Raw genomic sequence first — 14,283 nt, forward strand, 5'->3', positions numbered from 1 at the left:
GATGGGATCATGCCGAACCCCTCCCGCCTGCGCGCCGCCGCCGTGACCGCCACCGCCCTGCTGCTGTCGTCCATGGTGGCCGGCTGCGGCGACGACGCGCAGGACGAGGATCTGACGGCGCAGCAGCTGAGCTGGAAGGACTGCCCGGCCCCCTCCCGGTCCGAGGGCGGCGGCAGCGCCCCCTCCGCGCTGCCGGACGGCGACCAGTGGCAGTGCGCCACCATGAAGGCGCCCCTCGACTGGGACGACCCCGAGGGCGACACGATCGATCTCGCCCTGATCCGGGCCCGGACGAGCGGCGACGAGAGCCGCAGGATCGGCTCCCTGATCTTCAACTTCGGCGGCCCCGGCGGCTCGGGCGTCTCCACCCTGCCGGCCTTCGGCGACGAGTACGCGGCCCTGCGCACCCGCTACGACCTGGTCAGCTTCGACCCGCGCGGGGTGGGCCGCAGCGCCGGGGTGCGATGCGAGAACGACCAGCAGCTCGACGCGTACTTCCAGCAGGACGGCACACCCGACGACGCCGTCGAACGCACCGCGCTGCTGGACAACACCAAGGACTTCAACGCGGCCTGCGAGAAGAACTCGAAGAAGATCCTGCCGAACGTGCGAACCACGGACGCGGCCCGCGACATGGACCTGATGCGCCAGGTCCTCGGCGACGACCGGCTGTACTACTTCGGCATCTCCTACGGCACCGAACTGGGCGGCGTGTACGCCCACCTGTTCCCGAAGAACGTGGGACGCGCCGTCTTCGACGCGGTCGTGGACCCGACGCAGACATCCGAACAGGGCTCGCTCGGGCAGGCCAGGGGTTTCCAGCTCGCCCTCGACAACTTCGCCGAGGACTGCACGTCCAAGACGCAGGACTGTCCCGTCGGGGACACCGCGCAGGACGTGAAGGACCGGATCGCGGGGCTCCTCCAGAGCCTCGACGCCAAGCCGATCCCGGGCATCTTCCCGCGGGAACTGACGCAGAGCGCCGCGACCAACGGCATCGCGCAGGCGCTGTACTCCAAGGACTTCTGGGAGTACCTCACCGAGGGCCTGGAGCAGGCCTACACCGGCGACGGCAAGATCCTGATGCTGCTGTCCGACCTGATGAACGGCCGCAACGAGAACGGCGAGTACAGCAACATCACGGCCGCCAACATCTCCATCAACTGCGCCGACGACAAGCCCCGCTACTCTCCCGCCTATGTGCAGCGGAAGCTGCCGGAGTTCCGCGCCGCCTCCAGTCTGTTCGGGGACTTCCTGGCCTGGGGCATGGTCAGTTGCACCGACTGGCCCGTCCCCGGCGCCGCCGACCATCCCGACGTCAGCGCGCCCGGCTCGGCACCGATCCTCGTCGTGGGCAACACCGGCGACCCGGCGACCCCGTACGAGGGGGCCCGGAAGATGGTGGCCGCGCTGGGCCCCGGGGTCGGGGTGGAGCTGACGTACGAGGGGCAGGGACACGGTGCGTACGGCAGCAAGAACAAGTGCGTCCAGGCGGCGGTGAACGGCTATCTGCTGAACGGCAAGGTGCCGGCCGCGGGCACCGTCTGCTCCTGACTCCACCCCGAATCCCGATAAACACGCAGGTCAAAAGGTTATCCACAGGCCCCGACGGGTGGGCCGCGCGCCGCCTAATATGGCCTCACAGCCGTTCGCCGCCGAGCGCGGACGGCCTGCGAGGGGGGAAGTGCACATGGCGCGATACGTACGGTGGGCGGCGCTGGGGGCCGCCGCCGCGCTGCTGGTGACGGGGTGCAGCGGCGCGTCGGACGGGGACGGGGACGACAAGGGCGGTTCGGCCGACGCGCGGCCCTCGGCCGACTCCTCCGCGGGCACCGCCACGACGGCAGCGCTGCCCGCCTCGCTGACCGGGCAGAAGCTCGACTGGGGACGCTGCAAGGCCACCGCGGACTCGGCCGCGCCGGGCAGCGACTGGCAGTGCGCGACGCTGAAGGTGCCGCTGGACTGGTCGAAGCCGGACGGCAACACGATCGGCCTCGCCCTGATCCGCGCCGAGTCCCGGGCCGAGGGGAGCAAGCGGACCGGCTCGCTGCTGTTCAACTTCGGCGGCCCCGGCGGCTCGGGCGTGTCCACGCTCCCCTCCTACGGTTCCGCGTACTCCTCGCTCCGCGAGCGCTACGACCTGGTGAGCTGGGACCCGCGCGGGGTCGGCGCCAGCGAGGGCGTCCGATGCCGCGCCGACAAGGACATCCAGGCCGCCGAGTCACTCGACTCCACGCCGGACACCCCGGCCGAGGAGCAGGCCTACCTCGCGGACGCCACCGCGTTCGGCAAGGGCTGCGAGAAGGCCGCCGGCGGGCTGCTGGCACATGTGTCGACCACCGACACCGCCCGCGACATGGACCTGATGCGCCAGGTCCTCGGCGACGCGAAGATGCACTACTTCGGCATCTCCTACGGCACCGAACTGGGCGGCGTGTACGCCCACCTGTTCCCGAAGAACGTGGGGCGGGTGATCCTCGACGCCGTCGTCGACCCGACCGCGGACTCGGTGGGCCACGCGCAGAACCAGGCGCGCGGCTTCCAGCGGGCACTCGACGACTACCTGAAGTCGACGGGTCAGGACCCCGCGAAGGGGAGCAAGAAGATCGCGGACCTGCTGGACCGGATGGACACCGACCCGCTGCCCACGTCGGACGGGCGGAAGCTGACGCAGACGCTCGCGGTGACCGGCATCGTCCTGCCGCTGTACAGCAAGCAGGGCTGGCCGAGCCTGACCAGCGCCCTGGCGGCGGCCGAGGCCGGGGACGGCTCCGAACTGCTGACGCTCGCCGACGGCTACAACGAGCGGGACACCTCGGGTCACTACGGCACGACGACCCACTCGCAACGGGTCATATCGTGCCTGGACGACAAGCAGCGGCCGACCGCCGAGGCGACGAGGAAGCTGCTGCCGGAGTTCGAGAAGATCTCGCCCGTGTTCGGCGACTTCCTGGGCTGGGACACGGCCGGCTGGTGCCACGACTGGCCGGTGGCCGGACAGTACGACACCCCGGAGGTGAGCGCGGCGGGGGCGGCGCCGATCCTGCTGGTGGGCAACACCGGGGACCCGGCAACGCCGTACGAGGGCGCCCGGAAGATGGCGGACGAACTCGGCAAGGGTGTCGGTGTGCTGCTCACCTGGAAGGGCGAGGGACACGGGGCGTACGGCAGCGGGAGCGACTGTGTCGACTCGGCGGTGGACGCGTACCTGTTGAAGGGAACGGTGCCGAAGGACGGCAAGGTCTGCTCATGACGACGGCGGGGGCTTCGCGCACTCGTGGTACGCGAAGCCCCCGCCGGTCGGACCGGGTACCCCGGTGCGCGAAGGCAACAGCCGGGTCAGTAGACCGGCTTGCTCGGTTCGATCTGGTTGACCCAGCCGATCACACCGCCGCCGACGTGCACGGCGTCCGAGAAGCCCGCGGACTTCAGCACCGCGAGGACCTCCGCGCTGCGGACACCCGTCTTGCAGTGCAGGACGATCTTCTTGTCCTGCGGCAGGCCCTCCAGGGCGGTGCCCAGCAGGAACTCGTTCTTCGGGATCAGCTTGGCGCCCGGGATGGAGACGATCTCGTACTCGTTCTGCTCGCGGACGTCGATGATCTCGATGCTCTCGCCGTCGTCGATCCACTCCTTGAGCTGCTTGGGAGTGATCGTCGAGCCGGCCGCCGCCGCCTGGGCCTCCTCGGAGACGACGCCGCAGAAGGCTTCGTAGTCGATGAGCTCGGTGACGGTCGGGTTCTCGCCGCAGACCGCGCAGTCGGGGTCCTTGCGGACCTTGACCTGGCGGTACTGCATCTCCAGGGCGTCGTAGATCATCAGGCGGCCGACCAGCGGCTCACCGATGCCGGCGAGCAGCTTGATCGCCTCGTTGACCTGGATGGAACCGATCGACGCGCACAGCACGCCGAGCACGCCGCCCTCGGCGCAGGAGGGGACCATGCCCGGCGGCGGGGGCTCCGGGTAGAGGCAGCGGTAGCAGGGACCGTGCTCGGACCAGAAGACCGACGCCTGGCCGTCGAAGCGGTAGATCGAGCCCCACACGTACGGCTTGTTGAGCAGCACGCACGCGTCGTTGACCAGGTAGCGGGTCGCGAAGTTGTCCGTGCCGTCGACGATCAGGTCGTACTGGCCGAAGATGTCCATCACGTTCTCGGCCTCGAGCCGCTCTTCGTGCAGGACCACGTTCACGTACGGGTTGATGCCGAGGACGGAGTCGCGGGCGGACTCGGCCTTGGAGCGGCCGATGTCGGCCTGGCTGTGGATGATCTGGCGCTGGAGGTTGGACTCGTCGACCTCGTCGAACTCCACGATGCCGAGCGTGCCCACGCCCGCCGCGGCCAGGTACATCAGCGCCGGCGAGCCCAGGCCGCCGGCGCCCACACAGAGCACCTTGGCGTTCTTCAGCCGCTTCTGCCCGTCCATCCCGACATCGGGGATGATCAGGTGGCGGGAGTACCTGCGGACCTCGTCTACGGTGAGCTCGGAGGCGGGCTCGACCAGGGGTGGCAGCGACACGGGGACTCCGTTGGTCGGTCGATCACTACAGTTGTTCTCCCCGTAACACTGCCACGGCCTTCTTCATTCCGAGACAACCGTTCCGATCCGCGAGACGAGATCGTCCCAGTAGCCGGGCATGGTCGCCCAGGGGTCGACGAGACCGCCGCGATCGGTGCCGTCGGTGAACCAGATCGTCGCGGCGCCCTGCCAGCGGGCGATGCGCAGCGCCTCGTCGAGGTGACCGCGCGGCACACCGTGCACCAGGTGGCAGAAGCGCTCGGGCGGGTGCTCCGCGGTCCACTCGGCCACCTGCGACCAGCGGTAGTCGCTCCAGGAGCCGGCGAAGGTGACCAGCTGGTCGGCGTGTTCGGCGTAGCCGGGATACGGGTGGGTGCCGTGGCCGAGGACGATGTGGGGCGCGTCGCCGAGGGTGCGCAGTGCGCGGGTCGTGCGGCGCAGCTCCGGGAGGTCGGCGCGCCCGGCCGGGCACCGGTCCAGGAGGAAGCCGTCGACCTGGTACCAGTCGAGGTGGCGCTGTGCGTCGGTGACCACCTCGGCGAAGGGGCGGCCGCCGTGGCGGGCGTCGAGGCGCCCGAGGACCCGGACGCCGGCGTTGCGCAGCCGGCCCGCGGCTTCCAGGCAGCGCGGGTCGGGGCGGACGCCGGGGCCGTCGGCGACGTCGAGGACGACCCAGTGCAGGGGCCTCCCGGGGCGGGCGAGTTCGCGCCACTCGGTCGGTGCGAGAAGGGGGTGCGCCATGCCGGGGACGCCGAAGCCGGTGCGGACGCCGGTGGTGCCGGCGCTCGCGGTGCCCGCCGGGCTCCCGGTCAGATACGACATGCCGCCTCCATCCAGATGTCGGCGAGGGACTCCTCGAGGTTGATGCGGGGCCGCCAGCCGAGCCGGTCGCGGGCGGTGCGCACATCGGCCTGCTGCCAACTGCCGCAGCCGTCCGGATACGGGTACGCGACGGGGCCCGCGTGGTCGGACTCGGGGCGGGGGTGGCCGATCGCCGGCCGGAGGTGGCCGCCGGGCGGTCCGTCCAGCTCGTGCAGGGCGCCGCCGTACCCGGCCACGCGCGCGAGGACCGCGGCGGCGTCGCGCAGACGGACGGCACGGCCCGAGCCGATGTTGATGACGCCCTGCGCGGCGGAGAGCGAGGCCGCGTGCACGGCGCGGGCTACGTCCCGGACGTCGATGAAGTCGCGTTGCACGCCGAGGCCGCCGAGCTTGAGCTCACCGTCGCCGGACTGCATGGCGCGGCGCATGGCCTCGGCGAGCCGGCCCAGCGGGGACCCGGCGGGCGTGCCCGGACCGGCGGGTGAGAAGACCCGCAGCACGACGGCGTCCAGGCCGGAGCCGAGGACGAGTTCGGTGGCGGCGAGTTTGCTGACGCCGTACGGGCCGCCGGGGCGGGGCACGGCGTCCTCGGCCGTCGAGGAGCCGGGCTGGCTCGGGCCGTACTCGGCGCCGCAGCCGATCTGCACCAGCCGCGCGCCGCAGCCGCTGCGGCGCAGGGCCTCGCAGACGGTCGCGACGGCGACGGTGTTGTGCCGGGTGAGTTCGCGGGCGCCGCCCCGGGTGGTGCCCGCGCAGTTGACGACGACCTGGGGGTGGACCGCGTCGAGGAAGCGGGTGAGCGCGCCGGGGCTGCCGGACGCGAGGTCGAAGCGGACGTCGGCGTCGTCGCCGCGGCCGAGCGCGGTGAGCTGGACGGCCGGGTCGGCGAGCAGGCGGTCGGCGACGAAACGACCGAGATAGCCGTTGGCTCCGATCAGCAGGACCCTCATCGTGCGGCCCCCGGGGTGTGGGCCGTGGCGGTGGCCGGGGCCGGGGCTTCGGTCGCCGCGGGTCCTCCGGCTGCCCCCGTGACCGCGCGGGCGCCTGTGACCGCGGGTGCACCGGTATCTCCGGTCGCTCCGGATCGGGAGGTGGTCATCTGGTCTCTCCTTCAAGCGTGTTGCGATGAGCTGCGGCTGGTTGGGGGAACGCGTGCGCCGCGGGGTCCGGGCGCGGCGGGAAGTGCGCCGCGCGTGGGGGCCGGGACGCCGACGGCGGACGTCGGAGTGGCCGGCGGCCGCGAGGGCGGCCGCGTGCCGGCCCGCCCGATCCGTCCGCCACGGCGGGCCCGCACAGCGGGGTCGGTCCGTCCGGCACGGCGGGCTCGCACAGCGGGGTCGGTCCGTCCGCCACGGCGGGCTCGCACGGCGGGGTCGGTCCGTCCGGAGCGGGTGGTCCGTCCGGCACGGGTGATCCGTCCGGCCAGGTTGGCTTGCCCGGCACGGCCGATCCGTTCATCCCGGCTGGTCCGTCCGGCGCGGGTGATCCGTTCGTCCCGGCTGATCCGTCCGGCCTTGTCGGTCCGTCCGGCGCGGGTGGTCCGTCAGGCCAGGTTGGCTTGTCCGGCGCGACCGATCCGTTCGTCCCGGCTGGTCCGTCCGGCACGGGTGATCCGTCCGGCCAGGTTGGCTTGTCCGGCGCGGGCGGTCCCTTCGTCCCGGCTGGTCCGTCCGGCCGGGTCAGCCCGTCCGGCGTGGCCGATCCGTTCGTCCCGGCTGGTCCGTCCGGCACGGGCGGTCCGTCCGGTGCTGCTGGCCGGTTCGGCGCGGCACGGTCCTCCGGCATGACTGGACCGTTCGGGACGGCTGGTCCGGTCAGCACGGCTGGTCCGTCGGTGCGTGGGCCGAGGCCCTGGTCAGCGTGCGGGTCGCGTGGACGAGCAGGGTCAGCGCGGCGGCTCCGCAGACGAGGGACGGGACACCGGCCGGACCCGAGGCGGCCACGAGGCCCTCCACCGGCGTGGCCAGGAAGCCGCAGCCGGGAAGCCGGCTCGCGAACACCGTGGCCGGGGCGAGCATCTCGGCCGCGCCGGCGGCTCCGAGGGCGACCGCCGGAACCTGGGTGAAGCCGTGCACGGTGAGGAGCCGGGCGAGGAAGAGGAGCGCGCCCAGGGCGAGGGTGTGACCGTAGGCGGCCGGCTCGCCCAGGACCTCGGCGGACAGCGGGGTCAACGCGGCCAGCGCGCACAGGAACAGGGCGAAGGTGCCGAGCACCAACGGCTGCACGGAGGCGGCGAACTCCTCCAGGCCGCGGCTGGTGTCGAGTCGGCGCCGGGCGCGCACGGCGAGGAGGTGGGCGCTCCAGGCGGCCGGGGCGCAGGCCAGGGTGAGGGTCAGCAGCGGGGCGGCGGCGAAGGGCCAGGGGCCGTCCGCCGTCCCGTCGGGCAGACCGTCGGGTCCCCCGGCGACGGCGGCGCGCAGGAGGCTGTCACCGAGGGCCGCGTAGCCGAGGAGCCAGCAGGTCCAGGCATCCGTCCGGTGCGGGCCGGGGTGGGCGCCGCGGTGCGGGCTCAACGGACCCCGACGCAGTACCGCGCGCAGGGCGAGGGTGACGGCGAGGACGCCCGCGGCGGCGACGAGCAGACACGTGCGCCCGTGGGTGAGGCGCACACCGGTCACGGCCGCCGCGCACAGGACGCCCGGCAGCAGGGTGAGCAGGGCCCGGTCCAGGCGGGGCCGGGGGGCGGGGGCGGCCGCCGCGGGCGGGGGCGCCTCGCCGTCCCGGGGGACGCGGGCGTACATCTCCTCCGCGAGGGAGAAGACGTCCCGGTGCCGGAAGCGGGCCGCGGTGCGGTCGGTGACCCCGTGGGCCTCCAGGCCGGCGGCGATCTCCAGCGGGTCGACGGCCCGTTCGCACAGCTCGCGGTGACGGTGCATCAGGGCCTTCACCGGGTCCGCGGCGCCACGGCGGGAAGCGGTCGGCCGCTGCCCCTCGGGGCCGGCGCCGGCGCCGGCGCGCGCTCCCGCGCCCGCCGCCGCGCCCTGGGTCCCCGGTGTACCCACCGCTCCCACCGCGCCCACCGCTCCCCCGGCGCCCGGTGATTCCGGTGTTCCCGGCCGGTCCAGTTCGTCGAGCCCGCTCATCGTGCGCCCTCCGTGGCAGCGATCGGCGAGGTGTCCCGTGCCGGTGGCTCCGCCGCCCAGCCCGGGCCGTGCCGGGGTGTGACCCGCGGGTCCGGGCCGGGCCGGTGCTCCGGCAGACACGCCTCGGCCGGGACGGCGAACGGACGGGGATCGCCGTCGTCGAAGAGGAACCGCCGCATCGGGGCCCGGGCGACGAGCTCCAGGTAAATGCCGTGAAATGCCGTGATGTTCTGCTCGACCGTGAAGAGTTCCAGGGCCCGGGCGCGGGCGGCCGCACCGAGTCGCGCACGGCGCCCGGGGTCGCGCAGCAGTGCCACGCACGCCTCCGCGAGCGCCCTCGGGTTGCGCGGCGGAACGACCAGTCCCGTGCCGCCGATGACCTCGACCACCGCGCCGACGTCGGTCGACACGGTCGCGCGGCCGCAGAACATCGCCTCGACCAGTCCGACCGGGAACCCCTCGACGACGCTGGACAGGACGACCACCGCGCCGGCCGCGTACGCCTCGGCGAGGGTGGGCGCTTCCGGACCGCCGATCTCCTCGAAGGACACCGGGTTGTCGCCGACGGCGTGCGGTCCGTCCGCCTCGTCGGGGAAGAGCTGTGCGGCCAGCACCTTGCAGTGGCCGAGGTAGGCCTCCCCCTCCGCGCCGGCCGGAGCGCCGATGATCCGCAGCCGGGTGCGCGGTTCCTGCCTGCGCAGTTCCGAGAAGGCGTGCAGCAGGGAGACCAGGTCCTTCGCCGGTTCCACCCGGCCGACCCAGACCAGGGTGTGCGGATCGGCGGTGTCGAGGGAGTCGCCCACCTCGGCGAAGCGGGACGCCTCCATGCCCGGGTAGACGGTGCGCAGCTTGGCCCGGTCGGCACCGCAGCGCTCCTGCCAGCGGCGGGCGTGGGTGTTGCCGGGGGTCACGCACGCGGCCTGCCGGTACACCTCGGCGGCGAGCCGGCCGTGGAAGGCGGCGACCAGGGCGCGCACGGCGGGAGCCGCCTCGGCGGACGGCGCGCTCCCGGGGCCGGCGGCCGAAGGACCCGTCCCCGAGCTCAGGTAGTGCGTCCGCAGCCGGACCCCGTACTCGGTCACCAGCAGCGGCACGTCGAAGAAGTGCCGTGCGAGCAGCCCGGGCAGGGCGGCCGCGCCGCCGGACGTGGCGTGGCACAGGTCGACCGCGTCGAGGCCCTCACCCCCGTCACCGCACTCGTCGCCGTACCAGTCGAGCGAGAGGGGGCGCAGGGCGCGTTCGAGGTGCGCGGCGACGGCGAGCAGCTCGGGTACGCGCGCCTCGCGCGCCGTGCGCAGCGCGCCGGGCGCGCGACAGGCACGCTCCAGGGAGCGCACGGCGTCCTCCGAGCGGAGCGCTCCCACCAGGCCGCCCTCGTCATGGGCGAGTTCGGCGAGGCCGTACAGCGCGGTGGCGAAACGGTCCGCCTGAGCGGCCGGAACGGTCCCCGGGGGGCCCTCGAGGTCCGGGGGGCCCGGAGGTTCCCCCTCGCAGAGCGCGGTCACCAACTCGCCGTAGGACTCCGCGAAGCGCCGGCGCGCGCGCCTGCCGTAGGCGACCCCGTCGTCCGCGGCCGTCCACAGCGGTGCCGTACGCACCCGTCTGACCTGCGGCGGAAGCTCGGCCCAGCCCGCTTCCTCCTGGTGTTCGGCACGGCTGAGCGCGTAGACGTCGAACTCGTGCTGTTCGAGCCCGCGCACGAGCCGGTCGCACCAGAGTCCGGCGTCACCGCTCAGATACGGATAGCCGCCCTCCGTCAGCAGTCCGATGCGCACGCGCACTCCCGATCTCCCGTTTGGGGAGCCGCCGTTGACCCGGCGGCTCGCAGCGGGAAGAACGTATGCGGACAAGGTGGTGGTGCGACGGACGGTTGTCCGTCGCACCACCAAAAGGGGTGAACGGTCGTAACTTTCCCGTGCGGGTCGCGTTCGGTCGCGCTAGGAGATCATCCGACCGCTGAACGTCACATCACACGGGTCGTACGGGGCGCAGAGGGGCCGTAAGGGCCCTACGGGTCGTGCTGGTCCTGCGGGTACGGGTACGGGTCTCAGGTCAGGGCCGGCTCCCGTCGCTCGGCGCGTCGTCGCTCGGCGCGTCGTCGGGCGGCGACCGCCGGGTCGAGTGCCGGTACGGCGGCCAGGAGTTGCCGGGTGTACGGGTCACGCGGCGACTCGTACACCTCGTCGGCGGGCCCCTCCTCGACGACACGGCCGCGCCGCATCACCGCGACCCGGTCGCTGACCTGGCGTACCACGGCGAGGTCATGCGCGACGAAGACCAGCGCGAGGCCGAGTTCGCGTTGGAGCTCGCCGAGCAGCGCGACGACCTGGGCCTGGGTGGTCACGTCGAGCGCGGAGACCGGCTCGTCGCACACGATGACGCTCGGGTCGGCCGCGAGCGCCCGCGCGATGCCGACGCGCTGGCGCTGACCGCCGCTGAACTCGTGCGGGTAGCGGTCGTAGTGCGCCGCTTCGAGTCCCACGCGCTCCAGCAGTTCCGTCACCCGCGCCCGGACGGCCGTCTCGTCCCTCGCCCGCCCGCCTCGCGCGCCCCGCCCGCCTCGCGCGCGGGCGCGGAGCGGGTCGGCGATGGACTCGCCGACGCTGCGGCGGGGGTTGAGGGAGGAGACGGGATCCTGGAAGACCATCTGCACGGCCGGGTTCACCCCCGACGACACCCGGCCCTCGTACCGGACCTCGCCGGCCGTCGGCTCCAGCAGTCCGACCAGCATCCGGCCGAGCGTCGTCTTGCCGCTGCCGCTCTCGCCGACGACGCCGAGGGTCTCGCCCCGGCGGACGGTCAGCGACACGCCGTCCACGGCCGCGAGGGCCCGCTTGCCGCGCCCGAACTCGCGGCGCAGCCCGTGCGCCTCCAGTACGACCTCGTCCGACGGCCCGGCGACCGCGCGCCGCCCGTCCGCCCGCGGCCCGTCCGCCCGCACGCTGTCCGCCCGCGGCCCGTCCGCGTCGGGTCGGCGGGCGTCAGGAAGCGGCCCGCCGGACTTCTCCGACGGCTGCTCCCCCGCCGTTCGGCGGGCCTCCACCCGGGGCACGGCTCCGAGCAGCTCGCGGGTGTACGGCTGCGCCGGAGCCGCCAGCACGGCTCCCACCGGCCCGTGCTCGACGAGCCGGCCGTGCCGCATGACCAGCACCTCGTCGACGCTCTCCGCCGCCACGCCCACGTCGTGCGTGACCAGCAGCAGCCCCATGCCGGTCTCCTCCCGCAGGGTGTGCAGCAGGTCGAGGATCTGGGCCTGGACGGTCACGTCGAGCGCGGTCGTCGGCTCGTCGGCGATCAGCAGGTCGGGCTCGCAGGCCAGTGCCATGGCGATGAGGGCGCGCTGGCGCATACCGCCGCTGAACTCGTGCGGCCGCGACCGGGAGCGCCGCACCGGGTCGGGTATCCCCACCCGCTCCAGCACCCGCACCGCACGCGCGCGTGCCGCACGGCGTGACACGCGCGTGTGCACCCGGTACACCTCGGCGATCTGGTCGCCGATGGCGTAGTACGGGTCGAGGGAGGACAGCGGGTCCTGGAAGACCATCGCCGCCCGGCCGCCGCGCAGCCGCCGCAGTTCCTCGTCGGAGGCGGTCCCGACGTCGGTCCCGGCGACCCGCACCGAGCCGCCGACGGTGGCCCCCGTCCCCCGGTGCAGCCCCAGGAGGGCCGAGGCGACCGTGGACTTGCCGGAGCCGGACTCGCCGACGAGGCCGAGCGCGGCGCCCTCCTCCAGGCGGAAGGAGAGGCCGTCCACGGCGCGCAGTGCGCCGAACTCGACCGTCAGGTCGGTGACGTCGACCAGGCTCATGAGAGCACCACCCGTCGGTCGGCCACCGCGTACAGGACGTCCGCGACGGCGTTGGCGAGGACCACGAAGAAACCGATGACCAGGACCATCCCGACGACCACCGGCAGGTCCACGACGTTGACCGCGTGCACCAGTTCCTGTCCGATGCCGGGGAGGCCGAAGAGGGTCTCGGTGAGCACCGCGCCGCCGACAGCGGAACCGAAGTTGTTCGCGTTCAGCGCGATGACCGGCGCGAACGCCCCGCGCAGCGCGTGCCGCCCGATGATCGACCGTTCGCCGACGCCGTACGCGCGGAAGGTGCGGATGTGGTCCTCGGCGAGGGTCTCCAGCATCGACGACCGGGTCAGCCGGGCGAACGAGGCGGCCTCGATGAGGGCGAGGGAGAGCCAGGGCAGCAGCAGGTTCCACGCCCACTGCTCGGGGTCGTCGGTGAGGTTCACGTACTGCGGGAAGGGCAGCAGCTGGAGTTCGCCGCAGACGACGATCATCAGGATGAGGCCGATCACGAACACGGGGGTGGCCGTGCCGGCCAGGGTGAGGGCGGTCAGGAGGCGCTCGGTGAGCCGTCCGCGCCGCCAGGCCGAGAGGACGCCGGTGCCGATGCCGAGGATCAGCCACAACACCATCGCGCCGAAGACGAGCGACAGACTCACCGGCAGCTTGGCCAGGATCAGTCCGGTGACCTGCTGATCGCTCTGGTACGACAGCCCCAGGCAGGGCGCCCGGCAGTGCTCCACGGAGGTGCCGGTCGAGTAGTCCTGGCCCACGACGAGGCCCTCGATGAAGTGCCAGTACCGCACGTGGAGGGGTTCGTCGAGGCGCAGTTGCTCGGCGACCTGGTGCACCTGCGCCGGGGAGCAGCGCGGACCGCAGGTGATCTGGGCGACGTCGCCGGGCGTGACGTAGAAGACGACGTAGACGATCACCGAGATGGCGAACAGGGTGAGGACCGTGCCGATGCCCCGGCGCAGCACGAAGCCGGGGAGGCCGCCGAAGCCGCTCATGAGGACGTCTCCTTCTCGGCGGCCGTGTCGGCCCGGTGTTCGCGCCGGCGGCCCGTTCCCACCCGCAGCCGGGAGGCCGCGCGCGGGTCGAGCGCGGTGCGCACGCCGTCGCCGAGGACGGTCAGCGCGAGGACGGTGACGAAGAGGGCGCCGGCGGGCAGCAGCAGGTACTGGGGGGCGGCCTGGTACCAGACGTCGGCGGCGGTGAGCATCTGTCCCCAGGACGGCGTCGGCGGCTTCACGCCGACCCCGAGGAAGGACAGCGCGGCCTCGACGGTGATGTTCTGCGGCACGAGCAGCGCCGCGTAGGTGATGACGGGGGCCGCGAGCCCGGGCAGCAGTTCCCGGCGGGCGATGCGCCGGGTGCCCCAGCCGCTGAGCCGGGCCGCCGAGACGTAGTCGAGCCCCTTGAGGGTGAGCGTCTGGGCGCGTACCACCTTCGCGATGTTGCCCCAGGAGAGCAGGCCGATGACCAGGGTGACCAGGACGGGCCGGGGGAAGTTCGCCGGGACGATCGCGAGCAGCGCCAACGACATGATCATCAATGGCAGGGCGACGAAGATGTCGGTGATCCGGCTCAACAGTTGATCAACCCATCGGGTGCCGAGCGCGGCGGCGATGCCCAGGGTGACACCGAGGGCGACCTGGATCACGGTCGCGGCCAGCGCGACGCCCAGGGACACCCGGGCGCCGTGCACGAGACGGGCGAACAGGTCGCGTCCGGTCTGCGGTTCGACGCCGAGCCAGTGGTCGCCGTCGATGCCGCCGAGCGGGCCGACGGGCACGCCTCCGCGCGCGGAGTCGATGAGGGAGGGGTGGTAGGTGGTCGGGTCCTGGCCCTCGATGGCGGTGAGCAGCGGCGCGGCGAGCGCGACCAGGAGGAGCAGCGCGACGACGACCGCCGCGACGAGGGCGGCGCGCTGCGCTCGCAGCCGCCGCCAGAACTGACGGGCCCCCGAGGCCCCCGGGACGGACGCGGGGTCCGTCCCGGGGGCCCGGGAGGCGAGGGCGGCCTCGGCGGCCGCCTCGGTGACTGCCTCGCTCACGG

10 protein-coding genes are annotated in these 14,283 nt (G+C 73.5%); 2 read left to right on the forward strand and 8 right to left on the reverse strand.

The annotated features are described in order from the left end of the window. Nucleotides 1-9 precede the first annotated feature (9 nt). Together AOQ37_RS07350 and AOQ37_RS07355 are read left to right on the forward strand one after the other, a co-directional pair. Nucleotides 10-1,554 carry an alpha/beta hydrolase gene (locus AOQ37_RS07350; protein ID WP_062642354.1) on the forward strand — a complete coding sequence of 515 codons (1,545 nt, stop codon included), beginning with the start codon at nucleotides 10-12 and terminating at the stop codon, nucleotides 1,552-1,554. Nucleotides 1,555-1,690: 136 nt separating this feature from the next. Further along, nucleotides 1,691-3,253, forward strand: a complete 1,563-nt coding sequence (locus AOQ37_RS07355; RefSeq protein ID WP_062642356.1) for an alpha/beta hydrolase — start codon at nucleotides 1,691-1,693, stop codon at nucleotides 3,251-3,253. A gap of 86 nt (nucleotides 3,254-3,339) precedes the next feature. On the opposite strand, the gene moeZ is transcribed toward AOQ37_RS07355, so the two are convergent. The 8 genes from moeZ to AOQ37_RS07395 form a co-directional block, all read right to left on the reverse strand. Then, entirely contained in the window at nucleotides 3,340-4,518 is a 1,179-nt protein-coding gene (gene moeZ / locus AOQ37_RS07360; RefSeq protein ID WP_062642358.1) for an adenylyltransferase/sulfurtransferase MoeZ, read from the reverse strand. A 63-nt stretch (nucleotides 4,519-4,581) separates the two neighbouring features. Beyond that, on the reverse strand, nucleotides 4,582-5,340 hold the full coding sequence (locus AOQ37_RS07365) for a spherulation-specific family 4 protein (protein ID WP_062642360.1): 759 nt from the start codon (nucleotides 5,338-5,340) through the stop codon (nucleotides 4,582-4,584). After that, complete coding sequence (locus AOQ37_RS07370; protein ID WP_062642362.1) at nucleotides 5,328-6,290, reverse strand: NAD-dependent epimerase/dehydratase family protein; 963 nt, start codon at nucleotides 6,288-6,290, stop codon at nucleotides 5,328-5,330. Before AOQ37_RS07370 ends, AOQ37_RS07365 begins: the two co-directional genes overlap by 13 nt. 864 nt (nucleotides 6,291-7,154) lie before the next feature. After that, nucleotides 7,155-8,423, reverse strand: coding sequence for a hypothetical protein (locus tag AOQ37_RS07375; RefSeq protein WP_062642365.1), 1,269 nt, complete (start codon nucleotides 8,421-8,423; stop codon nucleotides 7,155-7,157). Beyond that, complete coding sequence (locus tag AOQ37_RS07380; RefSeq protein WP_062642534.1) at nucleotides 8,420-10,198, reverse strand: DUF3492 domain-containing protein; 1,779 nt, start codon at nucleotides 10,196-10,198, stop codon at nucleotides 8,420-8,422. The genes AOQ37_RS07375 and AOQ37_RS07380 overlap by 4 nt, the downstream gene beginning before the upstream one ends. Before the next feature lie 272 nt (nucleotides 10,199-10,470). Beyond that, entirely contained in the window at nucleotides 10,471-12,231 is a 1,761-nt protein-coding gene (locus AOQ37_RS07385; RefSeq protein ID WP_062642366.1) for a dipeptide ABC transporter ATP-binding protein, read from the reverse strand. Further along, the gene (locus AOQ37_RS07390) at nucleotides 12,228-13,235 is read right to left on the reverse strand and encodes an ABC transporter permease (RefSeq protein ID WP_062642368.1); all 1,008 of its coding nucleotides are present in this window, start codon (nucleotides 13,233-13,235) and stop codon (nucleotides 12,228-12,230) included. The genes AOQ37_RS07385 and AOQ37_RS07390 overlap by 4 nt, the downstream gene beginning before the upstream one ends. After that, entirely contained in the window at nucleotides 13,232-14,281 is a 1,050-nt protein-coding gene (locus tag AOQ37_RS07395) for an ABC transporter permease (RefSeq protein WP_062642369.1), read from the reverse strand. The genes AOQ37_RS07390 and AOQ37_RS07395 overlap by 4 nt, the downstream gene beginning before the upstream one ends. Nucleotides 14,282-14,283 lie beyond the last annotated feature (2 nt).

It is taken from the genome of Streptomyces maremycinicus, from assembly GCF_001184025.1.
Lineage (GTDB): Bacteria > Actinomycetota > Actinomycetes > Streptomycetales > Streptomycetaceae > Streptomyces > Streptomyces maremycinicus.

Coding starts and splice junctions, on each gene's coding strand:
- AOQ37_RS07350 (WP_062642354.1), top strand. CDS start 10: ATGCCGAACCCCTCCCGCCTGCGCGCCGCCGCCGTGACCGCCACCGCC.
- AOQ37_RS07355 (WP_062642356.1), top strand. CDS start 1,691: ATGGCGCGATACGTACGGTGGGCGGCGCTGGGGGCCGCCGCCGCGCTG.
- AOQ37_RS07365 (WP_062642360.1), bottom strand. CDS start 5,340: ATGTCGTATCTGACCGGGAGCCCGGCGGGCACCGCGAGCGCCGGCACC.
- AOQ37_RS07370 (WP_062642362.1), bottom strand. CDS start 6,290: ATGAGGGTCCTGCTGATCGGAGCCAACGGCTATCTCGGTCGTTTCGTC.
- AOQ37_RS07375 (WP_062642365.1), bottom strand. CDS start 8,423: ATGAGCGGGCTCGACGAACTGGACCGGCCGGGAACACCGGAATCACCG.
- AOQ37_RS07385 (WP_062642366.1), bottom strand. CDS start 12,231: ATGAGCCTGGTCGACGTCACCGACCTGACGGTCGAGTTCGGCGCACTG.
- AOQ37_RS07390 (WP_062642368.1), bottom strand. CDS start 13,235: ATGAGCGGCTTCGGCGGCCTCCCCGGCTTCGTGCTGCGCCGGGGCATC.